This is a genomic window from Streptomyces sp. PCS3-D2, from assembly GCF_000612545.2.
Taxonomy (GTDB): domain Bacteria; phylum Actinomycetota; class Actinomycetes; order Streptomycetales; family Streptomycetaceae; genus Streptomyces.
Genome location: NZ_CP097800.1, coordinates 900,988 through 927,194, shown reverse-complemented (window position 1 = coordinate 927,194; position 26,207 = coordinate 900,988). Strand labels below are relative to the sequence as shown.

The window sequence follows — 26,207 nt, the reverse complement described above, 5'->3', positions numbered from 1 at the left end:
GCGGGCCGCGCCGCCGCCGGTCCTCCGGGCGACGTACCGCACCGGCCTCAGAAGGGCTCGTCGTCCCAGGCCGCGAGCAGCGCCGCCCCCAGATCCTCCCCGGCCGTGGCGGATCCGGCCTGGAGGGCCTGCTCACTCCAGATGATCTTCCCGCGGGCGGTGTAGCGGGTGCCCCACCGCTCGGCGAACTGCGCGACCAGGAACAAGCCGCGCCCGCCCTCGTCGGTCTCCTCGGCCCGTCTCAGGTGGGGGGAGGTGCTGGACCCGTCGGACACCTCGCAGACCAGGCTGCGGTCGTACAGCAGTCGCACCCGGATGGGCTGCGACCCGTAGCGGACGGCGTTGGTGATCAGCTCGCTCAGGATGAGCTCCGTGGTGAAGGCGATGTCCTCCAGGCCCCATTCCGCCAGCCGGCGGGCGCAGGCGTTGCGCACCGGGGACACCGCTGCCGGATCGGACTCCACCTCCCACTCGGCGATCCGGCCGGGATCCAGCCGCCGGGTGCGGGCCACCAGCAGCGCGATGTCGTCACTCTGCCGACTCGGCAGCATCGCGCCGATCACCGCCGCACAGGTCTCCTCCGGGGTCCTGGCGGGCCCGGCGAGGGCCGCACCGAGTGCCGCCAGACCCGTGTCGACGTCCTGGTCGCGGCTCTCCAGCAGCCCGTCGGTGAAGAGCACCAGTTGGGACCCTTCCGGCACGGTGAGCGTCGCGGTGTCCATGGGCAGACCGGCGCCCAGGCCCAGCGGCGGAGCGACCGGAAGGTCGGGGAAGGAAACCGTCCCGTCGGGATGGACGACGGCGAGGCCCGGGTGCCCGGCGGTCGCGGCGGTCACCTGCCCGGAGACGGAGTCGTAGACGGCGCACAGGCAGGTGGCGCCGGTCAGCCCCTGCCACTCCTGCTCACCGGCGCCCTCGTCGGTGTCGATGTGGGCGACCAGTTCGTCCAGGTGACTCAGGAGCTCGTCCGCGGGCAGGTCGAGCGTCGAGAAGTTGTGCATGGCGGTGCGCAGCCTGCCCATCGTGGCGGCGGCGTGCAGGCCGTGCCCCACGACATCGCCCACCACCAGGGCCACCCGGGCGCCGGGCAGCGGGATGACGTCGAACCAGTCGCCGCCCACCCCCGCCTGGGCGGGCAGGTAGCGGTGGGCGACCTCGACCGCGGACTGGTCCGGCACGCCCCGGGGCAACAGGCTGCGCTGCAGCGTGACGGCCATGGTGTGCTCGCGCGTGAAGCGGCGGGCGTTGTCGATGGAGAGGGCCGCCCGGGCGGTCAGCTCCTCGGCGAAGGACACGTCCTCCTCCTCGAACGCCGGAGAGGGCTCGACCCGCCAGAAGCCGGCCATCCCCAGCAGCACGCCGCGGGCCCGCAGCGGAACGGCGATCACGGAGTGGACGCCCCGGTCCAGCATGCGCTGCGAACGCACGGGGTCCTGGGCCATCCAGTCGCGGCTGCCTCGCAGGTCCGCCACCCGTACCGAGTGCTCCCCGGCCACCCCGATCGCCATGGGGCTCGTGGGGACGAACCGGATCAGCTCGCCGACGGGGTAGAGCGGATGGGTGTCCATCGCGGCGACCACGGCGGTCCGGCGCATCTCCGTGCCCGGTTCGGGAGGCTCGTCACCGTGCAGCACCGGGTCCAGCAGATCGACCGAGGCGATGTCGGCGAATCTCGGGACCGCCACCTCCGCCAGTTCCCCGGCGGTGCGCTCCACGTCCAGCGTCGTACCGATGCGCACCCCCGCGTCGTAGAGCAGCTTCAGCCGCTCGTGGGCCACCTCGGCGCGGCCGGAGAGCGCCCGCAGCTCGGTGGTGTCCCGCAGGGTGACCACGGTCCCGGCCTGCCCGAAGGGGGCGGTGGGCCGGATGTTCACCGCCAGCAGTCGGTCGGCCGCCACGTGCAGCTCGTCCGTGGCGGTACGGCCCGAGGCGATCGACGCGGCGGTCGCCTGCTCCAGGCCCAGCTCCGTGACGGGCCGCCCCTCCGCGTCCGCCGGCAGCTCCAGGAGACGCCGCGCCTCGTCGTTGGCCAGCAGCAGGCGCCCGCCGTCGCCGACGATCAGTACGCCTTCCCGCACCGCGTGCAGCACCGCGTCGTGGTGCTCGTACATCCGCGTCATCTCCGCCGGCCCCAGGCCGTGGGTGCGGCGCAGCAGCCGACGGCTCACCAGGGCCGTCCCGCCCGCGGACAGGGCGAGCACCAGGGCGGCGGCGCCGAGGACCACCGGCAGCTGCCGGTTGACCATGCTCTGCACGTTCGAGACGGTGACCGGGGAGGACACGACGGCGATGACCCGGCCCTCGGAGTCCTTGACGGGGACCGCCGAGACCACGGACTGCCCCAGGGAGCCCTCGAACGTCTCGGTGAAGGCGTTGCCGGCCGCCGCCCTGGAGAAGGGGCCGACCACGCGCTTGCCGATCTGCCGGGGGTCCCGGTGGGCGACGGTGACCCCGTCGAGGGTGTACACGTTGATGCCGTCCACACCGGCGACCTTCTGCGCCGCCTGGGCGCTGGGCTGGAGCACGGCGCTCGGATCGGGACTGCGCAGGGCGGCGACGATGCCGGGGGACTCCGCGAACGTACCGGCGGCGGCGAGCGTACGGTGCCGGGCGTCCAACATGGCGTCGCTGCGGGCCTGCACCACGAGGGCCACCACCGCTGCCGCGACCAGGAGCACCACCAGGACGAGCTGGAGGAGAAACACCTCGCCGGCCACGCTGCGCGCGCTCAGCAGGGCCGACAGCCGCTGCGGCCGACGCTCCCCGCTCTCCCGGGTCCGGGCGCCTCCCCGCGGCTCCTGCCGATCTTCCGGGTGCGGCTCTGGGGAGGCGGCGGCGGAGCGCTTGGCCGAGCCGGGCAGCACGCGCCGCAGGTGTCCCAGGAAGACGGTCATAATCCATCTTCCAACCTCTCCGGCGTGTCGGCAGCGGGGAGCGCCGTCCGCCGCTCGGCGCGTCCCCGCGATCGGCGGGTTCAACCGCTCCGTGGAGGTTCGTCCGGGCCATCCGTCGTCCGCGCCGGGGCCAGGGTGGCGGGTGGCCGGGTGTCGAGGGCTTCGCCGTAGAGGCGGAACAGGCGCGGACTGCCGCGGTCCGGGGCGCCGTCCCCCAGGGCTTCCCAGCACCGGGCGGCCAGGGCGCGGGCGCGGGCGCCGGGCCAGGGCCGGGGCAGCAGCTCCGGGGGCAGCAGGGGGTCGGGTTCCATGGCGGCGGTGAAGGCCGCCGCGAGCTCGATGGCGTACCTCAGCCGCTCCGTGCCGGTGGGCCGGCCCGGAGCGGACAGGCGGGCCGCGGCGAGTCCGGCCAGCGCCTCGTACCGCTCGGCGATCGCGTCGAGCGGCCACAGGAGGGCGGCCAGCCGCGCGGGATCCCGCTCCTCACCGACTCGCAGGTCCCGGCTGGTGAGGCGGGTGAGCGAGGGCAGGACGCCGAGGTGGCGGGCGTGAGCCTCCACGAGGTCGCCGATCGCGTGCGCGGCGACGTACAGGCCGCCCTGGAGCGGGGCGGCACCGAGGTGCAGGAGGGTGTCGCGCAGGGCGTCCCGGGACTGCCGGGCGGTCTCGGGGATGGCGAAGGCGAACAGGTGCCAACTGCCGTCCCAGGGGGCGAGGCCCCGGTCCTGCCGGTAGGCGTGGCGGACGTACTCGACGTCCGGTGCGACGGCGCCCGTCGGGTCGGCGGTGGCGCGCAGGCGTGCCTTGCGGCCGCGTCCCTCCTGGGTGAACCGGCCTTCGGCGACGAGCCGTTTGAGGCAGAGGCGGACCTGCTGGTCGGTCATGCCGAGGGTTTCGGCGACGTCGTACAGCTCGCCCGCGTCGACGGTGCCGTCCTCGCGGACGAGGGCGAACACCAGGGTCCGGGTCCCGATGCCCGGGGTGGCGGGCTCTGCCGCGGGTCGGTTCGTCATCGCTGCTGCTCCCTGGTGTGGCCGGGGCGTGCCCCGGCTGCTCGGTGCATCGTGGTCACCGCGCCGAAGCCCATGAGACGCTTCAGGTACGGGGTCTGCTCGGTCCGCACGGCGCTGAAGCCGTGCCGCTCGTACAGGGCCCGGGCCCGGGGGTTGACGTCGATGACGTCCAGTCTGACGCGGGTGCACCGGTGTTCGGCCGCGAGGGCCGCGACCTCCGTCAGCAGGCGGCTGCCGATGCCCGTGCCGCGGTGCGCGGGGTCGACGGCGATCCCGTCCATCACCAGTTCCCCCGGCTCCGGGGTGCGTTCGAGCAGGGCCAGGACAGCGAGCCGGGGCAGGCCGCGGAAGGGCCCGTAGGAGCCGAGCACCTCGCGCAGGCCGCCGCCCGTCAGCGCGCGTCCGCCGAGCCGGTAGCCGGCCACGCCCACGACACGGTCGCCGCCCGGGGTGAGGGCGACGACGCCGCGGTCGTGGTGGAGATGGGCGGCGATGAAGTCCCGGCCGCGCTCGGGCGGGCCCAGGGCGGCGCCGAGCTTGCGGCCGAAGGCCTCCCAGTACAGCTCGGCGACCTGCGCCTCGGCCCCGCGCGGCACGCCGCGCCGGATCACGACCGCCGCGGATTCCGCCTCGGATTCTGCTGCCGGTTCCATGAGTCCTCCTCGCGGTCTACGCATGGCAGTTTTCGTATGAACATAATACGGTCGAATGAAGAACGACCGTTAGTGAATCGATAGTTCTTTGGGGGGCGGATGGAACGCGTGCGTGCGGTGCGCTCGCCGCGGCGGCGCCGGGTGCTGCGGGCCGTGCTCGCGGCGCTGGCCGCGCTGGCCGTCGTGGCGGCGGGTCTGGGCGGGCTGGTGGTGTGGCAGAACACCTACGAACTGCGCGAGGAACAGGTGGTGATACGTCAGGACGGGCGCGCACTGGACGGCGTCCTTGCCCTGCCCGAGCGGGGCAAGGGGCCCTTCCCGCTGGTGGTGTTCGTACACGGTGACGGGCCGGTGGACGCCACCCACGACACCTTCTACCGCCCGATGTGGGAGGCCTTCGCCCGTGCCGGGTACGCCTCGCTGTCCTGGAACAAACCGGGCGTCGGCGGTGCGCCCGGCGACTGGCTCGACCAGAGCATGGACGACCGCGCCGCCGAAGCCGCCGCCGCGATCGCCTGGGCCCGGCAGCGCCCGGACGTCGACGGCGACAGGGTCGGACTGTGGGGTGCCAGCCAGGCCGGCTGGGTCCTGCCCAAGATCGCCGCCAGGGACCGCGGTGTCCGGTTCGCGATCGCCGTCTCACCCGCCGTCAACTGGCACCGGCAGGGCCGCTACAACCTCCTTGCCGAACTGGAGCGGGACGGGGCGTCCGACGCGGAAGTCGCCACCGCCCTGGGCCGCCGCGAGACCGTCCTGGAACTCCTCCGGCGCGGAGCCTCCTACGAGGAGTACCTCCGCGCCGTCGGCGACCCGCAGGGCATGACCGCAGCCCGCTGGCGGTTCGTCTCCAGGAACCACACGGTCGACGCGAGCTCCGACCTGCCGGCCCTGCGCGGCACCCCCGTCCTGCTGGTGCTCGCCGGACACGACCTCAACGTCGACACCGCCGAGACCGAGGCCGCGTACCGCCGCCTGCTGCCCGGACCGGCCCTGCGCGTCGCCCACTACCCCGACGCCACCCACGGCATGGTCGGACATGCCGTGGAGAACTCGCCGCTGCGCCTGGCCCTGACCGCGTTGTGCGCGCCCCGGTCCCTGTTCGCCGAGGGGTTCCTGGCCGACCAGGAGCGATTCCTGGCCGCCGTCGGTGCCGAAGGGGGCGGGGGATGACCACCAGCCACCGCCCCGCGGATCCTCGTGGTCACCCGGGCCCGGCGCCCGCGCCGGAAGGCGGAGGCGTCGTGACGGCCCGCGAGGGTGCGGGCTGCCGCGGGCCCGGCGGCTGCGGGGTCACCCGGTGGTAGGCGGAGCGGGCGTGGGAGAGTCGGGCGAGGACGGTTCCGCTGCAGGCGGCCGCGAGGAGGCACACGATCCGGCCCAGGTCGTAGGGGGCTTCCCAGGTGAGGGTGTCGACGGGGGCGGTGGCGAAGGCGTTGAGGACGAGCCAGCAGAGCAGGGCGGGTCCGTCCGTCACGGCAGAGCCCTCGGTCCTCGTGCACTCGGCCTTCGGCGCACGGGGCGTGCGGGCGCTCAGTGCACCTGCACGCGCCGGTCGGCGGCGGTCGCCGGTTTCCGCCCGCCGCTCCGGCCGGTGCGCAGGGCGGCCAGGCAGCCGGAGAGGCGGAATCCTCGCGTCAGCCGGGTGACGCCGGCCGCGTAGGCGATGCCGAACACCAGGGAGGCCGCGAACGCCAGGTGCCTGGAGAACCCTGCGATCAGAGGGAAGATCTGCCAGTGCGTCAGGTAGATGTACAGCGAGCTGCTTGCCAGGAGACCGGCCAGTCGGTTGGCGCGTTCGTGGCCGGGCAGCGCGGGGACCCACACCAGGAGCGCGAAGGCGGCGACGATGATCGCTTCCCGTCCGGGGTCGCCGGGGAAGAAGCCGGGCACCGTCGCCAGCGCCGCGGCGGTGACCGCCAGCCGCCGGCGCGCGGTGGCGGCCTTCGCCGCCGCCCAGCCCAGGGCGAACAACCAGAAGACCGTGATGGCGTCCGGGATCTCGGCACGGGCCGGGAGACCGAGGAGGTCGTAGCGGGTGAGCAGGCCCAGGGCCGCGATCGTCAGCGGCAGGCCGTACGGGAAGCGCCGCTCCACCCGGTCCACGAGGGGCAGGCCGAGGAGGCCGACAGCGGCGACCAGGATGTAGACCAGGGCCTCGATGAACCAGAAGTGCATACCCGTCTTGCTGTCCTCCGGCCCGAGGACGCTGTCGAGCAGGGCGAGATTGGCCAGGGTGTAGTCGTCGTTCAGGAGCAGGATCAGCCCGATCCAGGCGATGCTCGGCAGGGCGACGCGGCCGATGCTGGTCCAGATGCGGCGGACGCGCTCTCGGCGGGCGGCGGCGGTCAGGTGGAAGCGGGCGAAGTTGTAGCCCGCGAGGGCGAGCAGCAAGTGTGCGCCGCCCTTGATCCCGAAGACGTGGATGTGCGAGCCCACGATGCAGAAGATCGCCATGGCGCGCAGGGCGACGCTGGTTTCCAGGGTGCGCCGGTGTGATCGGACCTGCTGCGGCTCGGGCGGCTTGAGCTCGCCGATCGGCGTCGTGTGCCAGTCAGCGGGCAGGTGACCGAGGCGCTCTTCGAGCTGGAGGGACATCTCCACGTACGAGAGCGAGTCGCCGCCCAGACCGACGAAGGTGCTGTTGCGGGTCACCTCCCCCCGGGGCCGGTCGAGGACCGAAGCGTAGAGGGCGCACAGGTCCTCGGAGTCCGTGCCCGCGGCGGGCCCGGTTCCGTGCGGGGCCGCACCGGCGCAGTGGCGTAGTTCGCGCACCGCCCGGTAGTCGGGCTTGCCGGAGGCCAGGCGGGGCAGTTCGGCCACGATGCGGACCTGGACGGCGTGCGCCGGCAGGCCGCACGCGTCCGCCACGAGCTTTCGAATCGGCCCCGTGTCGGCTTCGTGTGCAGCGACGGCTGCGACGACGAGCGCTTCGTCGTCGCCCGCGCACGCGGCCGTGATGCCGTTCCGTGCGAGCACGGTTTCGACCTGACCGGGGTCGATCCGCAGACCGAGGATCTTCACGAATCGGCTGCGGCGGCCCACGATTTCGTAGAGTCCGTCGGGGGAGAGCCGGGCTATGTCGCCGGTGGCGAGCTCGTCCACGGTCCTGCCCAGGGCGAGGTCCTCCGGTGAGTGCGCGTAGCCGAGCATCACATTGGGGCCCGTGTAGACCAGTTCGCCGGTGTCCGCGCCGGGCCGGTCGGGGACGGTGCGGAGACGGAAGGAGCCGCCGGGGATCGGTATCCCCGCGGCCCCGGGATGGGTCCGGGTCAGGTGCGGCGGCAGGTAGGCCATGCGGGCGGTCGCCTCCGTCTGGCCGTACATCACGAACAACTCCCAGCCGGCAGCGTGGCCGAGAGCCGCGTAATGCTCGACCCGTTCGGGTGCCAGCCGTCCGCCGGCCTGGGTCACGTAGCGCAGGTGGGGGAGCTCCATCGTGTCGAAGCCGACCCGGTCCAAGAGGTCGAAGGTGTACGGCACGCCTGCGAACGTCGTCCCGTGGCAGCTGCGGAACAGCTCCCAGAAGCAGCTGTCCGCGACGGACAGGCCGGTGAGGATCAGCCCGGCACCGCGCAGCAGATGGCTGTGGATGACCGAAAGCCCGTAGCAGTAGTGCATCGGCAGGGTCGTGGCCGCGCGGTCGGTGTCCCGGATCCCCAGGTACTCGGCGATCGACTCCGCATTGGACTGGAGGTTCTCGTGCGACAACCGGACGAGCTTGGGCGATCCGGTGGAGCCGGAGGTACTCAGCAGCAGGGCGAGGTCCGGGTGCAGGGTGTGGGCCGAGACCGTGCGCCGTTCGTCGAGCACCCACTTCCCGCCGTCGGGACGGGCCACGACGTCCGGGTCGTACGCGTCGATCAGTGACTGCAGGGCCTCGGGGTGGCCGCCGGGCGCGAGCAGGACGGGGTGACCGGAAGCGAGGGCCGCGAGGTGGACGACGAGGGCGTCGAGCGTGTTCGCGCCGGCGAGCAGGACCAGGCGGCGTTCCCGTCCGAGGCGGTGCACGGTCTCGTCCACCCGCGCGGCGAGTTCGCGGTACGTCGTCGGGCCGTCGGCGGTGATGACCGCCGTGCGGTCGCCGTGCGCGGCGAGGCCGAGTGCGAACGGGACGGTCCGGGTGTCGGGGAGCAGGTCGGAGGGGGCTGTCACGTGCGCATCTTAGGAAAGGCTTACCTCGGTGGATAGTCACAGAGGTGTCACGGGTCGTCGGTGGGGGCCCGATGAAGATCCTTGGGAAAACAAGCGGTAGGGTCGGCTCCGCCGCCGTCCCGGCGAGGCCTCGGAGCCGCCGGACGTTGTGTGCGTCACTCTTGACCTTTAGGTTAGCTTTACCTTAGCTATGTGGTGTTCGGGATTCATCTCCGCTGCCCATGCAGGAAGGCTTTCCATGCGACGCCCCTTGGCCCGACGCTTGACCGCGCTCTTCGCGGCAGCGCTCCTCCTCCCCGCTGTCGCCGGCTGCGGCGTCGACGAGGACGACGCCGGGCTCGTGATCTACTCGGGCCGCAACGAGAAGCTGATCAAGCCGCTCCTGGACGACCTGGAGAAGGCCGTCGGCACCACGGTCGCCGTCCGCTACGGCGAGAGCGCGGAGCTGGCCGCCCAGATCCAGGAGGAGGGCGGCAAGACCAAGGCCGGCCTGTTCTTCTCGCAGGACGCCGGCGCGCTCGGAGCCCTCGCCACCAAGGGGCTGCTGGAGGAACTGCCCCAGGCCTCGCTCGACAAGGTCGACCAGGCGTTCCGCGGCGGCGCGGGTGACTGGGTGGGCACCTCCGGCCGGGTCCGGGTCCTCGCGTACCACCCCGGCCAGGTCGCGAAGGTGCCGGACAGCGTGCACGACCTGGTCAAGCCGGAGTGGAAGGGCAGGGTCGGCTACGTCCCGACGAACGCCTCCTTCCAGGCGTTCGTCACCGGCATGCGCGTCCTCGAAGGCGACGACGCCACCCGGGCCTGGCTCAAGGGACTCAAGGCCAACCAGCCGAAGGTGTACGAGAACAACCTCAAGGTGCTGGACGCCGTGGGCAGGGGCGAGGTCTCCCTCGGCTTGATCAACCACTACTACTGGTACGCGCGGGTCGCCGAGAAGGGCGAGGGCAAGGTCGGCGCGAAGATCCACTTCCTGCCCGGCGGCGATCCGGGCTCGCTGGTCAACGCGGCCGGAGTCGGCGTCATCAAGGGCAGCGACCAGGTGCCGGCGGCCCAGAAGGCCGTCGACTTCCTCCTCTCGGAGAAGGCGCAGAAGTACTTCGCCGAGGACACCAAGGAGTACCCCCTCGCCTCCGGCGTCACCAGCACCGTCGAGGACCTGCCGCCGCTGAACTCCCTCGAAGCCCCCCGGATCGACCTCGGCAGGCTCGAATCTCTTCAGGAGACCCTGAAGATGCTGCAGGACGCCGGGATGGTCTGAGCGTCATGCACTCGACGGATCCCGTCTCGCGGACGGATCCGGCCGCCCGCCCGACCGGCGTCACCCCGCCGGCCGGGCGGCCGCGTGCCGGGAGCCGCCCGCCCGCCGCCCTGCTCGTTCCCGCCGCCGTCGCCGCCGTGTTCGCGCTGCTGCCCCTCGGCTATCTCGCCGTCCGCTCCCTGGAGCGCGGTCCCGCCTTCGCCTGGGACGTCATCGCCAACGAGCGCACCGCTCAACTCCTCGGCCGCAGTCTGGGGCTGGCCGCAGTGGTGGTGACCGCAGCGCTGCTGCTCGGTGTCTCGCTGGCCTGGCTCACCGTACGGACCGCGCTGCCCGGCGCCCGGGCCTGGTCGGTGCTGGTGACCCTGCCGCTGGCCGTGCCCAGCTACGTCGCCGCGTTCGCCTGGCTCTCCGTCTTCCCCGACGTCGCGGGCTTCGCCGGGGCCGCGCTCGCCCTGACCCTGGTGAGCTTTCCGTACGTCTACCTCCCGGTCACGGCCGCGCTGCGCGGCACCGATCCGGCACAGGAGGAGGTCTCCCGCTCGCTCGGCCACGGACCGCTGCGGACCTTCCTGCGCGTCACCCTGCCGCAGCTGCGCCCGGCGGCCGCCGGGGGATCCGTCCTGGTCGCGCTGTACGTGTTCTCCGACTTCGGCGCCGTCTCGCTGATGCGCTACGACACCTTCACGCGCGGCATCTACACCTCCTACCGGGCCAGCTTCGATCGCACCCCGGCCGCCGCGCTCAGCGTCGTCCTGGTGGTCATGACCATCCTGCTCGTGGCCGCCGAGGCCCGCACCCGCGGCCGTGCGGGCCATGCCAGGACCGGAACCGGCACCGCGCGCCTCGCGGTCCCCGCACCGCTCGGCCGCTGGCGTGGCCCCGCGCTGCTCTGGTGCACGGCCGTCACGGCCATCGCCGTCCTCACCCCGCTGGCCACGCTCGGGTACTGGCTCGCCGTCGGCGACTCCGCCACCTGGGATCCGGCCGGACTCCTCGACACCGCCGGCACGACCCTCGGCGTCGCCGCCGCCGGAGCCGCGCTCACCACCCTCCTCGCCCTGCCGGTCGGCGTGATCGCGGCCCGGTACCGCGGCCGGCCGGCCTCCCTGCTGGAGCAGTCCGCGTATGCCGGGCACGCCCTGCCCGGGATCACCGTCGCGCTGTCCCTCGTCTTCTTCGCGGTCCGGTACGCGGAACCTCTCTACCAGGAACTGCCGCTGCTGGTCTGCGCGTACGCGGTGCTCTTCCTGCCGGTCGCGGTCGCCGGCACGCGTGCGGCCGTGCTGCAGTCCCCGCCGGTGCTGGAGGACGTCGCCCGCTCGCTGGGGCGCTCCCCCTTGAAGGTGCTGCGCGAGGTGACGGTGCCGCTGGCAGCGCCCGGAGTGCTCGCGGGAGCGGCGCTGACCTTCGTGGTCTGCATGAAGGAGCTCCCCGCCACCCTCCTGCTGCGCCCCACCGGCATGGACACCCTGGCCACCCGCCTCTGGACGGAGACCGGCACCGGATCCTTCGCCGCCGCGGCCCCCTACGCCGCGGCGCTGATCCTGCTGGCCGCCGTACCGTCCTACCTCCTCGGAAGGCAGCGCACATGACCGATCTCCAGATCACGGGGCTGGCCAAGGCGTACGGACCGAACGCCACCGTTCTCGACGGACTCGATCTCACCGTCCCCGCCGGAGCCCTCGTCGCCGTACTCGGGCCCTCCGGCTGCGGCAAGACCACCCTGCTGCGCATCATCGCCGGCTTCCTGCGCGCCGACGCGGGCACCGTCACCATCGGCGACCGCACTCTCAGCGGCCCGGGAACGCACCTTCCGCCCGAACGCCGCCGCATCGGGATCGTCCCGCAGGAAGGCGCCCTGTTCCCGCACCTCAGCGTGGCGCGCAACGTCGCCTTCGGCCTGGCCGGCCTGGACCGGGGTGCGCGGCGCCTGCGCGTCGAGGAGATGCTGGAGCTGGTCGGACTCGCCGGCTTCGGCGACCGCATGCCGCACGAGCTCTCCGGCGGCCAGCAACAGCGCATCGCCCTCGCCCGCGCCCTGGCCCCGCAGCCTCAACTGGTACTGCTCGACGAGCCGTTCAACGCCCTCGACAGCGCCCTGCGGTCCGGCGTACGCGCCGATGTGCGGGCTGCCCTGCAAGCGACCGGAGCCACCGCGGTACTGGTCACGCACGATCAGCAGGAGGCCCTGTCCGCGGCCGACCTCGTCGCCGTCGTACGGAAGGGGAGGGTGGCCCAGTGCGACACGCCGCACGAGATCTACCGCCGACCCGCGGACCCTTGGGTGGCGGCCTTCGTCGGTGACGCGGTACTCGTCGCGGGCACCGTGGACAGGGGCGCGGCGACCACCGCGCTCGGCCGCGTCCGGCTGGCCGACCCGCCCGGAGGCGTACGTGAGGGCACGGTGCTGCTCCGGCCCGAACAGATCCAGCTGACCGACATCACGTCGGCGGAGGCCCGCGGCACGGTGACGGACGTCCGGTACTACGGCCACGACGCGATGGTCACCGTCACCCTGGACGGGGTGGAGGCACCCATCGACGTCCGCGTTCCGGGTCCCGCACCCGCGTCCCCCGGTGAGCGCACCGGCATCAGGGTCACGGGAGAGGCGACCCTCCACCCCACCCCCGCGTGACCATCCGTCCGCCGGGGCCCGCGGGCCGGGCGACCAGCCGGTAGGGGAGAACGGCGAGCGCAACGTCCGGGCGTCCGGCGCCGCCCGGCCTGTCGTCCACGAGGCGGGCGGCGCCGGGGTGCACTGTTCACTCCGGTGTCGGTCCGGGCTGCCCGGCGGACGCGCACATCGGGCGTCGCCTCCTGCTCGGCGCCTCCGGACGGCGTCGGGCATCGCCATGACCGCAGGCGAGCAGGCCAACAAGCCAACAGGTGAGCAGACGCGGCGGGCCGCTGCCAGGATCAGTGGGGCGGGGAGCGTCATGAACGATGCACAAATGGTCGGTTGACGTCATAAAGCGATCATTGCTGAGACTTTTCATCGGATGATCGGCCCGTCTGGCTACAGTGCGATCACCGGGCTGGCGCAGGTGGTTCCCAGTCGCGGCGTCCACGGAGAGCGGCTGATTGCAGGAACATGTCAGAAATTGATGTACCGGCACCACGCCGGAAACCATCAAGAGCGACGGGGCTCGACCTGGCCAGGGCACTCACCGAGGTGTCGCAGCGCCGGCTCTCCGGGGCGCTGGTGGTGTCGGGGGAACCCGGAGGATCCTTCCACATCCGGTGTGGTGCCCTCGTCGAAGTGGCTTCACCCGGGGCCCCGGGAGTCGAGACGCTGCTCCTGCGATCGGGCCGGGTGACCGAGGCCGACTGGGTGTCGGCCACCCGGTCGTGTGCCGCGGACGGCCGGGTCGGGGCTTTGCTGATCGCCCAGGACCTGGTCGGCAGTGCGGAACTGCAACTGATGTGTGTGATGGCCGCGCTGGACGGAGCGCTGGCCTTGGGGATGGGCCGGATCGACGGCTTCACCTTCGAGCAGGATGCCGATGCCTGCCGCCTGGCCGCCCCGGACGGCATCGAGCCGGAATGGCTGGTGGAAGAGGCGGGAAGGCGGATCCGGGTCCTCGGCGCTCTTGCGCAGCGCCTCTCCCCGTTCCGCAGCCGGCTTGCCCGGACTCTTGCCGGCTCGGCACGGCTCGCCGACACGGCCGCAGGTGAGCGCAGGGAGATCCTGCTGCGGGCGAACGGCCGCCGCACCGTCCGGGACATCGCTTTCCTGCTCGGCCGGAGCCTGTACGCCGTCACCGTCGAGGTCTCGCGTCTGATGGGCGAAGGCCTGATGGAGACGGTGGTACCGGGCGGGGTGCAGAGCCCCGCACTACCCGTCCCGGATCCCGATCCCATCGGCAGCCGGACGGCGCAGAAGCAGCTGCCGCAACGCCGTCCCGGTGCGAGCGGCATCAACGAGGTGCTGCCACTGAGGCCTGCGGCCGAGTGCTGGCGGCCCCCGCCGACGCTCCTGGCCGAGCCCCCGGCCGGGAACCGTTGAGCCCTCTGACACGTACCACGCCAAGCACAACAGGAGAATCGTGACAACCAGGAATGCGCAGCTCGTCACCGAGATGCGGGAGCTGCGGGACCGGGTCGTCGGCGTCACCGACGTCGTGGTGGCCTCCGCCGACGGTCTGCTGATCACGGCCGAGACCGACGACGTCGCGGACCCGGAGTGCCTGGCCGCGCTCACCGCGGCGACCCTCAGTATCGCTCGCAGGGCCGGGGCCATGACGAGCAAGGGGCTGCTCCACCACACCGTGTCGAGGTACACCGACGGCTACCTCGTCGCCCAGGCCGTCGGAGACATGGCCCTGATCGGGGTGCTCGGCGACGCCGGCCTGGACATCGCGCGCCTCCATGCCGAGACCCAGGCCTCCCTACAGCGCCTGACCGCACTTCTCACCTCTGCGGACACGCAGGCCGAGGACCGCTGACCGGTGTGCTGGAACAACGACACAGACAACGAAGGAGCACGATGAGCGGCGCAGGGGCCCAAGGACGCCAGAGCATGTCCGAGCAGGTCACGAGCCTGGTCAAGAGGATGCGCGCGGAGGTTCCCGACTGTGTGGCTGCGGGAGTCATCGACATGTCGACCGGCATGCTGCTGTCCGTGGAGACCGTCGACTCCCATCCGGCGGAAGTCCTCGACATGCTGGCGGCGGCGACCCTGGACATGTTCCAGGGCCGCAACGTGGTGATGATCGAAGGGATCTTCAAGGAGCGTCGCGGGATCGTGAGCGACCGCCACTACTTCCAGGAGATTCTGGTCAACAGCGACAACCTGACCCACCTCTTCATGCGGATCGACAGCGCCGACGAAGTGGTCGCCGTGGTCGTCTGCCGCAAGACCGTGAATGTGGGGATGCTCTTCGCCCAGGCCCGCAGGGTCCTGCGGGAAAACGGGCAACTGTAGGCCGGGACACCGGCGACCCCGCCCGTGCCGCTCCCCTGGCCGGGCGGGCGTCCGCACTCAGATCGCGGACACCCGCTCCGCACGCCCATCCCGGCCGCCCCTCCGCGGGGAAGCGATGCCCCCGCGCGCCGTCGCGCGCAGCGTGCCGCACCGCTGCCCGTGGCCGCCGTACCACGCGCCGACGCATCAGCGCCGGTTCGCCCTGCGACTCCTGGTGCCGGTGAACGAGGCGGACCGCCGAGGCCCCGTGTCACGGTGCGGCCCGCGACGCTCAGAGGTGAGGGACGACCGCCACGGGCGTCCTGGCGTGGTGCAGCACCGCGTGCGTGACCGGGCCGATGTGCGCTCCGACCGCCGCCCGGCGTATGCGCCGTCCGACGACCAGCAGCGAGGCGTCCTCCGACGCTTCCACAAGATGGCCCGCGGGTCGGCCCACCATGCACTGCTCCTTGACCTCGACCTGGGGGAACATGCCCCGCCACGACCGCAGGACGTCGGTGAGCACGCCCGCCTCACGGAGTCCCAGCGCGACACCGTGGCCCGGGTCGGCCGCCCCGGGGTCGTACCCCTCGACCACCGGAATCTCCAGACCGGGGTGTCGCTCCCGCAACCGGTCGGACGCGTCATGGGGGAGCCGCCGGGCCCACTGCTGCCCGGCGGTCGAACCTCCATCGGGCAGCGTGTTCACTCCGGCGTAGGGAGCGTGCGCGAACTGCTGTGACCAGTCCTGCAGAACGTGCACGACGTGCAGGGGCAGACGGCGCATCCGCGCCTCGCGGGCGGCCCACTCCGCGGCGGCCAGCGATGCGGCCGAGCCGTCCACGGCGGCGATGACGGTACGTAACATGGTTGCTCCGGGGGAAGGGACTTCGGATGGGCGGCGGGAGCGGGCCGGGGACCGGCCGGAGGAGCACGGCACGGACCGGGCCCGTGCCGGCGGCGCAGCCCGGAACGTGTCACCGCGACGGCGTGATCAGCCCGTAGTGGCCGTCGTAGCGGTGGTAGAGCACGACGCCGCGGCCGGTGGCCGTGTCCTTGAAGAAGACGAAGGGCAGCCCGGTGAGGTGCAACCGTGAGACGGCCTCGGCCACACTGCTGGTCGGCACGGGAACCGTGCTCACCCCGAGCAGGCCGTCGACCTCCCGTTCCTGGCCCAGGGGTGCGAGCGAAGCCATGCGGTGCCGCCCGGTGAGGGCGTCGCGGTAGACGACGCTGTCGCGCCCGGAGGCCAGGTCCGTGAAAAGCCAGAAGTCGTGGTCCATGGCTTCCAGGTCGATCACGGCGTCCTCGGGCGTCTGGCGGTCCAGGCTGAAGGACTTGTGCCGCACGATGCGGCTCTCCTCGGCGGGAAGGTGATGACGGTGCGGGCGCGGGCCGTGGTCGGGGCCGGCCCACCCTGCCCGCGTGTGCGGGTCGCTGCCGTGAAGGCCGGCCCCGACCACGGCCCGCCGTGGCCGGGCCAGCCTGGCGGCCAGGCGCTTCTGCAAGAGGTCGACCGCTTCGAACATGGTGCTCGCGGTCACGTGGGCCCGTACGGGCCGGCCGTTGACGTCCACCACGGCCTGAGCCGTGGCCGGACGGATCACCGACGCGTTGGCGGCTTGCGTGAGCTTCACCCGCGCGGCCAGCACCGGTTCGCGTACGTGGCCGATCACCGCGAGGACCTTCTCCTCGGCGTAGACGTCCGCGCCATCGGGCACCTGCCCTCGGTTGCGGACCTTGACGTCGGCTGTCCGGCTGGCCCTGAGACCGCTCATGAGAACTCCTCCTCGATTGCTCCCAGCCTGTCGGTCGGCGGCCACTCCGGGACAGAGCCGTCCGGGCCCGACCACAGGGCCACTGGTACCCGCACCATCCGCGAGCCCGGGACCTCCGGACGGCCGGACCGGGCCGTTCGGCCTGCAGACCACGCACGGGTGAGTCGACGGGCCCCGACCCCACACCGCGAGGCGTCCCGGCGGCGCGGCGTGGGGCGGAGCGCGGCGGCGAGCGGGCCCCGGTCGCCTTGCCCGCGGCGGTGGGGCGGGGACATCAGGCGTGCGGCACGACGGCGACGGGGCAGCGGGCGTGGTGCAGCGCTGCGTGAGCGACCGACCCGATACGCGTACCGACGGGCGTGCGGCGTGCCCGGCGACCGACCACGAGCAACTGCGCGTTCGAGGCTGCCGACAGCAGCACCTGCCCACCGCTGCCGATCTCGACGTGCTCGACGACCGGCACGTCCGGGTACCGTGCGCGCCAGGGAGCGAGTGACCGCGCCAGCGCCTTCTGCTCGAACGGCTCCAGCCCTCCGGCCTCGTCGACCACGCGCATCTGGCCCGGCCCGTAGGCGTAGACGGGCGGCAGGCTCCAGGCCCGTACCGCTCGAACGGCGGCGCCGCGCGCGGCCGCAGCCTCGAAGGCGAACGCGAGCACCGCGTCGCTGTCCTCAGGTGTCCCCTGCTGGCCCACGACGACCTCGCCGCCCTCCGGGGGAAGCACCGTGCCGTCCCCGGTCCGGACGGACACCACCGGCCGGTTCGCGGAGGCGATCACCTGCTGTCCGTACGAGCCAAGAAGGAAGCCCAGCAGAGCGCCGTGCCCGCGCGACCCTAGCACCAGCATGTCGGACCGTTCCGCCTCACGGACCAGTGCGGCGACCGCGGTGTCGTGCACCACCTCGGCCGTGACCGTCAGTTCCGGGTGCCGTCCGGCCACGTGCGCCTCGGCCTGACGCAGCACGGCGTTGGCGGACTCGGCCTGGGCCGCCTCGTCCTGGACGACGGGTACGTCCAGCGGGTGCCACAGCCAGGCGTGCACGATGCGCAGCGGAACCTGGCGGAGCCCGGCCTCGCGTGCAGCCCAGTCGGCCGCAGCCAGACTTTCCTCCGATCCGTCCACTCCGACGGTGATAGCGCGGGTCATGGGGGCTGCCTCCCTGCGGTTCGACGGGCCCGGCCGGTCCGTTTCCGGGCCGCCGGCCTCTTCTCCTCCCCAGCATCGGCGGGACGGGCGCCGCCGCAGAGGGCCACCTGGCCCTCCGTCCCCGCCGTTCGGCCGCGATCCCTGTCCTGATCCCGGCCGAGTGCGGTGCTGCGGGCGACGGTCCGATCGGCCGCCTGGCCGGCGCTGTCACGACCGGGTCGACGAGGTAGAGGTCCCTTCCCATGACGGACGTGACCCTCTCGGAGGGGTAGACGTGCGTTCCGGTGTGTACCGTGCTGAGCAGGGCGACGAGGTTTCGCTCACCGACTCACCCATGCACCCGGTCCGGGCGCTTCGGCATACCGTTGCAGCGTGCGGTGATCACACCGATTACGTTCCCCGGCAGCAGGTCCCGGCGGACCGCGACCACGTCGGCCCAGCGGTTGGACCGCTCGTATCGCTCGCAGAGAAGGACGACCCCATCGCTGTCCGGTCCCATGCGGGGGTGGCTTCCCGCAGGCGCGTTCCGCCCACTCCACGCCCCGACCGGGCGGCCCGCCGTCTCCGGCTCCCTGGAGACCACCAGGGTCGGCTTCCGGCTCGTGATCGCGAACAGCGCAGTTCTGGGCGGTGCCTGCGCTGTCTGGTGATGCGTCAGAAGAATCGGCGGGAGGTCGGTAGGAGTCCTGAAAGACCCGGGAACAGCTGACCGAAGATGCGCATGGTTGTAGGCTGCCGGGACGCCCTTGACCTGCAGGAAGCAGGCAGGGAGCAGACGAACCGGGAGTTTCCGCATGCTGCGCACCATGTTCAAGTCCCACATCTGACATCTGGACGTTTCCGCAGGTCAATGGCGTGGTAGCCGGGCTCTGGTCAGCAAATGGTCAGCAAATGGTCAGCAAATGGTCAGCATCAGCCCTTTGAGTTGTTCGCGGGGCACGCCAGTCGGCAGTCGCGCATGTTGCTGGCGCAGGGCCGTGCCGGTGCGTCGTAACGGCCCGCTGTCGCGTGGAACCCGACGTCGGTGAGGCCGCGCCCGGCCGTCCTCGCCAGCGACACGGGTGCAGTCATCCACCGGACGACGGCGGCGACAGCCCTCGTCTCCTTAGCCTCGCGCTTTCACGAGGTGGGGTGTCCGAGGCTTGATCAAATAAGCGGAGAGTGCTACTGAACTGCAACGATGGGACTTGTCTAAGGGTCCTGTTGGCTGCACGGAAAGAAGCACTCTCCAGGTGAAGAAGCGTATCGGGTCGTACCCGCGTGTCCGCATCGAGGGCGGCGGCCGCGCGATGGTGTCGCAGGCCGGGGGCGTGCTGCCCTCTCTGTCAGCCTTGAGTGAGACGTCCCGCTTTGTCGGGTTAGCCTGAGAGGGTTCGAGTCTTTCAGGCACATATGGCTGAGCTCAAGGCCTGGGGGATCAGCCAGGGCATTCCCGGGGCCTGCCCGGAGATACTGGGGCGTCCTTTCACGGGCCCGGGCCTGAGCAGTGGTGGGCCGAGCTGCGCAGCGTGCTCGACGTCCCAGCTGCGGTGCCGGCGGGGCGGGAGGCGGTCCGGACGCTGGATGCGCCGTTCGTTCCCGTTCTCCCTCGGCGTCGACGACCTCGGCCGCATGGTGCTCGCGGGGCCTGCGCTGCTCCTGGACTCCTCCGTCGAAAGCGCTGCGCGCCGGCCGACGGAGGAGGTGTGTATGTGGTGGTCCGCAGCCACCCCGCCGTCCTCGCCGGTTCGACGACCGGGGGCGGAGGTTCCCGCCGCCATGGGCCCGCGCCGGAGCGGAGGCGGGCGCCGGCGATGTCGCCGCGCTCGGTGACCTCCTGGCGCTGGCTGCCGCGTGCTTCCCCGGCCCTGGTCCGAGGCCGGGTCCGCGCGACGGGCGGATCGCGGCCCCGTCTCCCCGTGACCTCGCTCTCGTCGCGGCTCGCTCAGAGCCGGTCGGCTTGCTCGTGCCGGAAGCCCTCCCAGGCCGCGCGCACACCTGCCTCGACCTCGGCATCGTCGAGATCTCCGGGCTCGGCGAATTCAGGGTCGTAAGCGTAGTCCTCAAGGATCATGAATACCCGGTCGAAGAGATCGCTGAGAGGCCCTTGGATGCGTTCGCCGTTCGCAAGGGAAGCGCGTCGAGCTTCCCACCAGCCGTCTGCGAAGTCGCGTGCGCTGCACGTTCCGGCGGTGAGGGCGTCCAGTAGCGTCACATGTCGCGCCGCAGCACTCGACGGGTCGATGTCGTCCGTGCGGGACGCTGTCCTGTGCTCAGGCGCATATGCGGCGGCCACTGCCGGCAGGTGGGGGTGGCGGTCCGCGAGGGTGCGCGCATACCGGCCGAAGCGTGCGCGTGCCGTATCGGCGCCTTCGCCGACTGCGGCTGCCATGAACGGCGCGGTTCCCGCGATCAACGCGTAGCCCGGTTCGGAGAACAGAACGGCTCCCTGCAGATCGGGTGTGCTGAGCAAGAACGGAGGGGGGACCTCCAATCCGGGTGCGGGGGCGGTCGGCCGGAACTCCGCACCTGCCGTTTCCCTGAGGCTGCCCGCGAGCTGAGAGGCAAGCATGTTTGCTGCACCGACCGCGCGGCACCCCGCCGCGATCCGACGAGCCAGCGCCGCATCGAGGCGGACACCTGCAGGCAGCGGTGCCACGGACTTGTCCCGCAGCCAACTCGGGGCGAAAGCCCCGTCCGAGCCGAGGACGCCCCGCGGATCGGAAGCCTTGTACTCTGAACCAGTCACCACAGAAACCCTTTGTCGATGATTCCCTGGAACTGTTTATCGCCCAGCTTCCAGGCAGACCAGAATGTACCATCGGCGTGCAGCATGACCATCTTCTGGGATGCCGTATCGATGAATCCGACGGCTTGCCCCTGGCCTCTGTAGTCGAATCGGTAAATCTTTGTTCCGTCGGCTGTCATATGTTCACGCATGGCCTGTTCGAACCGCTGCAGATTTGCCTTGTTCAGATTTCCGGGGTTGTCCAGGAAATCCCCCGCATGAGCGTGGAACTTTTTACTCATGACCTTCTGGGAGGAGAAGTCGGCCTTCTCCTCCCAAGCACCCCGCGGACACGGGGCAAGCCCCAGGGGATCGGTCCAGGAGTGAGGATTTTCCACATACGTGGCGGGGTTGGGGGCAGGACCCAGTCCCAGCGGGTCGAGTGTGAGATAGCGAGCAGTTTCCGGGTCGTAGTGGCGGAAAACGTTGTAGTGGACGCCGGTCTCGGGGTCGTAGTACTGACCAGGGAAGCGCAGGGGGGTGTACGCGCCGCTGTCGCGGGCCCAAGCGGTGGTGCCCCACAAAGTGGCCCGGCTGCGCCATGCGATGTCGCCCGCTTCGTCGATGAGTTCGGTGGGCGTGCCGACGAGATCCGTGGCGATGGCAAAGAAGCGGCGGTCGATCTCCTCCTGGCGGTCGTCCGCCGTGAGGATGCGCTCGGTCTGGGACAGGGGAGTGTCGCCCAGATGGTCCCAGGTGAGGGTGACCGTGTGAGGCTGGTCCGGCCGGTGGCTGGCTTGCTCGCACAGGGTGAGGCCGTCCCAGGTGAACCGGATCTCCTCGGCCACGCTCTCGCCATCGGCAGCCAGAAGCTGTTTCGCGGTGCGCCGGCCGAGGGGGTCGTAGCGGTACCTCCAGCGGGCGCCGTCCGGGGTGGTCACCGCCGTGAGGCGGTCCTCCGCGTCCCACGTGTAGCGCCAGGTGTCCGGCTTACGGGAGAGCCGAGGCTTCTGGCGGAGGGTGACCCGGCCGAGCGCGTCGTGCTCGAAGCGGACGTCCCCGGCACGGTCGAGAGCCGTGCCGGTGTAGGTGCGCGGCCCAGTAGCCTCCCCACCGGGATGGCCTGTCGGCCAAGACGCCCACGTCTGATTGCCGGTGTCGTCGTACGCGTACCGCTCCGTCCAATCCTGGGCGTGCACGGCGGTGACCCGGCCCGCACGGTCGAGGTCGAAGGTACGTGTGCCGGACATTCCGTCCGTGACGGAGAGGAGGCGTCCGTCGGCACGGTAGGCGTAGGCGCGCCGGTTGACGGAGCGCTCTCCGGCGGTGACGTGCTGTGCCGAGAGCCTGCCGACTGCGTCCCACGCGGACGTCATGGTGACCGTGTCGCCGAAGACACGCTCCAATTCGCGCCCGGCGTTGTCGTGGGAAAAACCTACGCGCCGGCCTCCGGTGATGAGCGATTGGACTTGCCCGTCCGCACCGTAGGAGTAGGAGGTCGCATGGCCCGTAGGTGTGACTCGGCTTGTACGGCGGCCCAGGACGTCGTAGGCGTAGCTCATGGGGCGGCCGTCGACCAGCTCGGTCTTGGTGAGTCCGCGACGGTCGTACTGGTAGCGAAGCTCCGCGTCCGGTCCGACTGCCTCCAGCAGGCGTCCGGCCCTGTCGTAGGCGTAGGTCGTCGCCCGGCCGTCGACGCATTTGCGGACGACCTGGCCGAGCTGGTCGCGTTCGAAAGCGATCGTCCCGCCGAGCACGTCCGCGCGGGCCGCCAACCGGCCTGCGGCGTCCATCCGGTAGGTGAGCGTACGGCCGTCGAAGTCGGTTTCGGCGATGATGTTGTCAGCGGCGTCGTACGTGTAGGTCCACCCCCGCCCCCGGGGATCCGTGACACGCGTCAGGCGCAGGGCGGCATCATGCTCGAATTCGTAGCGTGCGCCGTCGGGCCCGGTGCGGGCGACCGGTAGGTCGAAGTGGGTGTACTCGAAGCGGGTGACCCCGCCCGCCGAGTCGGAGCGGGTCAGCAGGTTGCCCTCGCCGTCGTACGTCCACGACTCCGTGGCCCCGTCCGGGCCGGTACGCCGGGCGAGTTGCCCGTCGGTGTGCCACTCCAGGCGGGTGACGCCGCCCTCCGGATCGGTGAGGCGGACGGGACGGCCGAGGACATCCCGTTCCGTCAGAGTCACGGCTCCGGTCGGAGCGGTCACCCTCAGAGACAGTCCAGCCGCGTCGCACACGACGCTGCTCGTCGCTCCTTCGGCGTCTGTGACTGACGCGAGGCGGCCGGCGTGGTCATACGTGTAGCGAGTGATGGCGCCGGCCGGGTCGGTGACTGCTGTGAGGTTGCCACGTTCGTCGTACTGCAGAAGCGTGCGCGCGCCGTCCGACGAGACGACCTCTACGGGCAGCCCGAAGATGCCGCGGACGGTGCGTAGCTCGTTCCCGTCAGGGCGCACGGCACGGACGAGCCGACCGTCCTCGTCGTACGAAAAGGTTGTCGTGTGGCCCAGGGGGTCGGTGCGGGACAGCAGGTTGCCGCGAGGATCGTATGCGTAGCGGGTGCTGTGGCCGAGCGGGTCGGTCACGGCCAAGAGCTTGCAGCCGGGGCCGAATACGTGGCGTGTTGCGTGTCCGTCGGGTGTGGTCAGCGTGGTGGTGTGGTGGCCCGTTGCAGGGTCAGGGTCGGTGTAGGCCAGAGTGAGGCGGACGTGTCCGGCTTCCCCGCCCTCTGCCACCACACGGTCGCGGTCGTCGTAGACGTAGTCATAGCGGCTGCCGTTGGAATCGATCCAGGCGATGACGCGGCGGCGGTCGTCGTAGACGAAGGTGGTGGTGGCGCCCGAAGGCTTGGTGACCGTGGCGAGGTTGCCCTCCTCATAGCCGTAGTTGATTAGGAGCAAGTCGGCATCGGCTTCGCCTGCGCCGGCCAGGGACACGGCGGTGATCAAGCCGTTGGATGCCGTCAGCTTCAAGTGGTGCCCGGCCGAGTGCACCAGTGCCGACGGCAGACCGTCCTCTGCACGGTCGATGGCGATGGTGTGGCCGTTGCGGTCGGTGACTTCGGTCAGCCAGGCTTGACCGTCGTCTCCGGGTTTGCTGCCGGACGGCGAGGTGAAGCGACGAACCACCCCGTTGTCGGAGTCGGTGACCGTGTAGTCGCCGACGGCATCACGGGCCAGAAGAGTGCGCGCCCTTCGGTGCTCCGGCTGTGTGGGCAGGCCCGGAGCCGGATGCGGGTAGGTGATCAGCAGGCCTTCGGCAGTGATGTGCACGACACCGGTCGCATCGATCTCCAGGCGCTCGTCGACGGTGGACGTCCACGCAGCCCCCAAGAAGCGGCCGACCATGCAACCGGATTCCGTGCGGCGGGTGAAGACGAGGGGCAGGATGCCGGGCAGCTCGACATCGGTCTGTGGCAGGAACATACGACCGGTGGCGAGGTCCACCGGGTCGCCGCCCACGGTGCGGTCGCCGTCCGCAGTGCTATGGGCCCCCTCCGGTCCGTCCTCTGCGAGTCTGCGTGCCCGCGTGGCAGAGGCTGCGTCGTCGAGGTGCTTGGCGGTGGTGGTGAGCTTCTTGGCGGCGCCGGTGCCCTTGGAGCCGATGACTTCGGGTATGAGCTTGCCGAGTCCCTCGAAAGGGTCCTTCATGAACTCGTCGAGCATTTGCTTGCCGGCACCCCACGGGTCGTTGGCCATGACGACGAGGCCGGCCGCGGTCGAGTTCAAGTTGGTGCGGTACTCGGCCGGGTGGGTCAGGTTGTACGGGTCGAACGGGTTCAGGCTGCGGCCGAAGTTGGCCATGCCAGCAGTGCCCTTGAGCACACCGCCGACCAGGTGCGTGGAGGCCAGGTCGAGGTAGTCGAGGCCGTCGCCGAGCTGCTTGCTGTACGACGGCTTGGGCGGGGCGGCATCCCGCGCCGTACGGACGGCCGCCGCGGCGGTCTCGGCCTGCTCGTTGCGCTGTCTGCGGGCGCTGTTGAGTTTCTCCTGCGCTGCCTTGGCCATCTCCTTCCCGGGGTCGGGGTACGTCTCCGACGGCCGCGGCGGCAGGTGCTCCGACTTCGCCCTCACAGCGTCGTTGTAGGTCGTGCGGAGCTTCTCGTGCGTGTCGAACGCGTCCTGGGAGGCCTTCAACGCCGCTTTGTAGTCCTCCAGCGCCTCTTTGGCCTTGCCCTGGGCCCACTCGACAGTCTCTGCGAACCGGTTCATGGAGCTGGCGGCCTTGCCGAAAGCGTCAGCCGCCTTGAACCAGCGTGGCGGCTCCTTCGCGACGGACTCCCGGAACGCGGTGGCTGCCGCTCCCTTGAGCCCGTCGGGCTCGGTGAGGTTCTTCAGGCCGTTGCCGACAGATTCAAAAGCCGCCTTGAAGTCGGTCAGGTGGGCGACCTGCTCCCGGATCTTGGCAGCACTGCCGTAGACCAGCCGCTTCGGGTCCTCGGTCTGGCCGAGTTCGAGTTCGGCGACATCCGCGCCGAGCTGGTTCGCGGCGGAGCGGCTCTTGTCGCGGACCCAGTTGCCCGCATCGTGCGCGCCAATGTCGTCGGCGAATTCGGCAGCCTTGTCACCGCCCCATTCGACGAAGTCACCGACGTCCTCGGCACGATCCTCGATCCAGTCTTCCGCCGAGTCCGGAACGAAATCCCGCCAGCCCATCTATCCGTTCCCCCCATCGTGCCCGCGGGACTGGTCCAGCAGGTCCTTCAACGAGCCGATCCTGCCGTTCGAGGTCACCGTGTCCTTGGTGTCCGACCAGGTCTGCTCCATGTCCTTGTCGCTCTTGTCGAACGACTCATCGCTGTAGTCCGGCTTGAAGACGTCCGCGCGGAAGATGTCGCCCCACTTCTTCTGCTCGATCTCGTCCTCGCCGGCATATGGGTTGCCGTATGCGGCGTTCACGGCGACCTTGAAGGAGCCCTGGATGTATTGGTCCTCCTCCCACAGTGTCCCTGCCGCGATCCCCAGGTTCGCCGCGAGCGTCGACGCGTCCTGCACCAGGGCGCGCACCCCCCACTCCCAGCGCTCGCAGAAGTCCTCGAAGTCCGCTGCCAGCCCTGCGTGCCCGGTCTCCATCCCCGTCATCGACAGGTTCTCGAAGCCCGCGCCCTGCGAGGCACCTGCCGCGTCCCCGGATTCACGCAACTCCGATATCGCCGCCCGCAGGCCGGTCTGGATCGCCGCGACCGCCTGCGGCGAGACCTCGAGGTCACCGTCGCCCGCCATCAGACCCTCACTCCGCGGTCACTGTGGGTGTCCTGCCCCAGGTCCACGGCGAACGGAGCCGGGACGATCCCGGAGACCGGCGGGAACAGCATCGCCCCGTCTCCGTCCGCCACGTTGACCGCGACCCCCATCGGACGATCCGACTGCGGCACGACCGCATCCACCAGCCGGCCGCCGAGCATCACCAGATACGGCCACTCCCGATCCCCCTCACCACGCGCCCGTACGAACCGTGCAAGGGAGTCCTCGTCCGTGAACGCGTACAGCCATCGGACACCACCCGACAGCGCAGACATCAGCCCACCCTGGACACCGGAACCGGTGCTGCCGTCCGTGCGCGGGAGCAGGAGCAGGGCCCTTCGAAACTCACCCACCAGGCGCCCAGGATCCCCCCTCTCCTCCCGGTACGCCGCAATCTCCGCAACTAGTCCCATGAACTGTGTCCCCTCCCGCTGATCAGCCCCAAAAGGGAAACCG

General features: G+C 71.2%; 19 protein-coding genes. 7 read left to right on the top strand and 12 right to left on the bottom strand.

From position 1 onward, the window contains the following. Positions 1–47: 47 nt before the first annotated feature. The 3 genes from AW27_RS03885 to AW27_RS03875 form a co-directional block, all read right to left on the bottom strand. Positions 48–2,894: a SpoIIE family protein phosphatase gene (locus AW27_RS03885; protein ID WP_078555858.1), complete on the bottom strand. Its 2,847-nt coding sequence runs from the start codon at positions 2,892–2,894 to the stop codon at positions 48–50. Positions 2,895–2,974: 80 nt separating this feature from the next. Then, on the bottom strand, positions 2,975–3,907 hold the full coding sequence (locus tag AW27_RS03880; RefSeq protein WP_037916409.1) for a PaaX family transcriptional regulator C-terminal domain-containing protein: 933 nt from the start codon (positions 3,905–3,907) through the stop codon (positions 2,975–2,977). Then, positions 3,904–4,560: a GNAT family N-acetyltransferase gene (locus AW27_RS03875; RefSeq protein WP_052030065.1), complete on the bottom strand. Its 657-nt coding sequence runs from the start codon at positions 4,558–4,560 to the stop codon at positions 3,904–3,906. The genes AW27_RS03880 and AW27_RS03875 overlap by 4 nt, the downstream gene beginning before the upstream one ends. Before the next feature lie 99 nt (positions 4,561–4,659). On the opposite strand from AW27_RS03875, the gene AW27_RS03870 reads away from it, so the two are divergent. After that, positions 4,660–5,730 (top strand): alpha/beta hydrolase family protein, encoded by a 1,071-nt coding sequence (locus AW27_RS03870; RefSeq protein ID WP_037916411.1) that lies wholly within the window; start codon positions 4,660–4,662, stop codon positions 5,728–5,730. A gap of 31 nt (positions 5,731–5,761) precedes the next feature. Here AW27_RS03870 and AW27_RS03865 read toward each other — a convergent pair whose 3' ends face one another. Both AW27_RS03865 and AW27_RS03860 read right to left on the bottom strand, forming a co-directional pair. After that, a complete protein-coding gene (locus tag AW27_RS03865; RefSeq protein ID WP_052030066.1) occupies positions 5,762–6,034 on the bottom strand; it encodes a hypothetical protein in 273 nt (90 codons plus the stop codon). 56 nt (positions 6,035–6,090) lie between these two features. After that, positions 6,091–8,712, bottom strand: a complete 2,622-nt coding sequence (locus AW27_RS03860) for an AMP-binding protein (protein ID WP_052030067.1) — start codon at positions 8,710–8,712, stop codon at positions 6,091–6,093. 238 nt (positions 8,713–8,950) lie between these two features. On the opposite strand from AW27_RS03860, the gene AW27_RS03855 reads away from it, so the two are divergent. From AW27_RS03855 to AW27_RS03830, 6 genes are all read left to right on the top strand, one after another. Next, the gene (locus tag AW27_RS03855; RefSeq protein WP_037916415.1) at positions 8,951–9,970 is read left to right on the top strand and encodes an iron ABC transporter substrate-binding protein; all 1,020 of its coding nucleotides are present in this window, start codon (positions 8,951–8,953) and stop codon (positions 9,968–9,970) included. A gap of 5 nt (positions 9,971–9,975) precedes the next feature. Beyond that, positions 9,976–11,565 (top strand): ABC transporter permease, encoded by a 1,590-nt coding sequence (locus AW27_RS03850; RefSeq protein WP_037916417.1) that lies wholly within the window; start codon positions 9,976–9,978, stop codon positions 11,563–11,565. Continuing rightward, on the top strand, positions 11,562–12,608 hold the full coding sequence (locus AW27_RS03845) for an ABC transporter ATP-binding protein (protein ID WP_037916420.1): 1,047 nt from the start codon (positions 11,562–11,564) through the stop codon (positions 12,606–12,608). Before AW27_RS03850 ends, AW27_RS03845 begins: the two co-directional genes overlap by 4 nt. A 624-nt stretch (positions 12,609–13,232) precedes the next feature. Further along, positions 13,233–13,979, top strand: coding sequence for a hypothetical protein (locus AW27_RS03840; protein ID WP_157840161.1), 747 nt, complete (start codon positions 13,233–13,235; stop codon positions 13,977–13,979). Between the two features lie 40 nt (positions 13,980–14,019). Next, the gene (locus tag AW27_RS03835; RefSeq protein ID WP_236647462.1) at positions 14,020–14,418 is read left to right on the top strand and encodes a roadblock/LC7 domain-containing protein; all 399 of its coding nucleotides are present in this window, start codon (positions 14,020–14,022) and stop codon (positions 14,416–14,418) included. 74 nt (positions 14,419–14,492) lie between these two features. Next, positions 14,493–14,897: a hypothetical protein gene (locus tag AW27_RS03830; RefSeq protein ID WP_037916423.1), complete on the top strand. Its 405-nt coding sequence runs from the start codon at positions 14,493–14,495 to the stop codon at positions 14,895–14,897. Positions 14,898–15,168: 271 nt separating this feature from the next. Here AW27_RS03830 and AW27_RS03825 read toward each other — a convergent pair whose 3' ends face one another. From AW27_RS03825 to AW27_RS03795, 7 genes are all read right to left on the bottom strand, one after another. After that, a complete protein-coding gene (locus AW27_RS03825) occupies positions 15,169–15,744 on the bottom strand; it encodes a universal stress protein (RefSeq protein ID WP_037916425.1) in 576 nt (191 codons plus the stop codon). A 109-nt stretch (positions 15,745–15,853) separates the two neighbouring features. Continuing rightward, entirely contained in the window at positions 15,854–16,654 is an 801-nt protein-coding gene (locus AW27_RS03820; protein ID WP_037916427.1) for a sigma 54 modulation/S30EA ribosomal C-terminal domain-containing protein, read from the bottom strand. A gap of 274 nt (positions 16,655–16,928) precedes the next feature. Beyond that, positions 16,929–17,801, bottom strand: a complete 873-nt coding sequence (locus AW27_RS03815; RefSeq protein ID WP_037916430.1) for a universal stress protein — start codon at positions 17,799–17,801, stop codon at positions 16,929–16,931. Positions 17,802–19,725: 1,924 nt separating this feature from the next. After that, on the bottom strand, positions 19,726–20,253 hold the full coding sequence (locus tag AW27_RS03810) for a hypothetical protein (RefSeq protein ID WP_157840162.1): 528 nt from the start codon (positions 20,251–20,253) through the stop codon (positions 19,726–19,728). A 272-nt stretch (positions 20,254–20,525) separates the two neighbouring features. After that, positions 20,526–25,163 carry a putative T7SS-secreted protein gene (locus AW27_RS03805; protein ID WP_037916432.1) on the bottom strand — a complete coding sequence of 1,546 codons (4,638 nt, stop codon included), beginning with the start codon at positions 25,161–25,163 and terminating at the stop codon, positions 20,526–20,528. Then, the gene (locus AW27_RS03800; RefSeq protein WP_037916434.1) at positions 25,164–25,730 is read right to left on the bottom strand and encodes a hypothetical protein; all 567 of its coding nucleotides are present in this window, start codon (positions 25,728–25,730) and stop codon (positions 25,164–25,166) included. After that, positions 25,730–26,104 carry a hypothetical protein gene (locus AW27_RS03795; RefSeq protein ID WP_370466455.1) on the bottom strand — a complete coding sequence of 125 codons (375 nt, stop codon included), beginning with the start codon at positions 26,102–26,104 and terminating at the stop codon, positions 25,730–25,732. The genes AW27_RS03800 and AW27_RS03795 overlap by 1 nt, the downstream gene beginning before the upstream one ends. Positions 26,105–26,207 lie beyond the last annotated feature (103 nt).

Bases quoted from the DNA above. Each gene is read 5' to 3' on its own strand.
- AW27_RS03800 (WP_037916434.1), bottom strand. From the start codon at position 25,730: ATGGCGGGCGACGGTGACCTCGAGGTCTCGCCGCAGGCGGTCGCGGCG.
- AW27_RS03825 (WP_037916425.1), bottom strand. From the start codon at position 15,744: ATGTTACGTACCGTCATCGCCGCCGTGGACGGCTCGGCCGCATCGCTG.
- AW27_RS03850 (WP_037916417.1), top strand. From the start codon at position 9,976: ATGCACTCGACGGATCCCGTCTCGCGGACGGATCCGGCCGCCCGCCCG.
- AW27_RS03815 (WP_037916430.1), bottom strand. From the start codon at position 17,801: ATGACCCGCGCTATCACCGTCGGAGTGGACGGATCGGAGGAAAGTCTG.
- AW27_RS03885 (WP_078555858.1), bottom strand. From the start codon at position 2,894: ATGACCGTCTTCCTGGGACACCTGCGGCGCGTGCTGCCCGGCTCGGCC.
- AW27_RS03805 (WP_037916432.1), bottom strand. From the start codon at position 25,163: ATGGGCTGGCGGGATTTCGTTCCGGACTCGGCGGAAGACTGGATCGAG.
- AW27_RS03855 (WP_037916415.1), top strand. From the start codon at position 8,951: ATGCGACGCCCCTTGGCCCGACGCTTGACCGCGCTCTTCGCGGCAGCG.
- AW27_RS03830 (WP_037916423.1), top strand. From the start codon at position 14,493: ATGTCCGAGCAGGTCACGAGCCTGGTCAAGAGGATGCGCGCGGAGGTT.
- AW27_RS03875 (WP_052030065.1), bottom strand. From the start codon at position 4,560: ATGGAACCGGCAGCAGAATCCGAGGCGGAATCCGCGGCGGTCGTGATC.
- AW27_RS03845 (WP_037916420.1), top strand. From the start codon at position 11,562: ATGACCGATCTCCAGATCACGGGGCTGGCCAAGGCGTACGGACCGAAC.
- AW27_RS03880 (WP_037916409.1), bottom strand. From the start codon at position 3,907: ATGACGAACCGACCCGCGGCAGAGCCCGCCACCCCGGGCATCGGGACC.
- AW27_RS03820 (WP_037916427.1), bottom strand. From the start codon at position 16,654: ATGAGCGGTCTCAGGGCCAGCCGGACAGCCGACGTCAAGGTCCGCAAC.
- AW27_RS03870 (WP_037916411.1), top strand. From the start codon at position 4,660: ATGGAACGCGTGCGTGCGGTGCGCTCGCCGCGGCGGCGCCGGGTGCTG.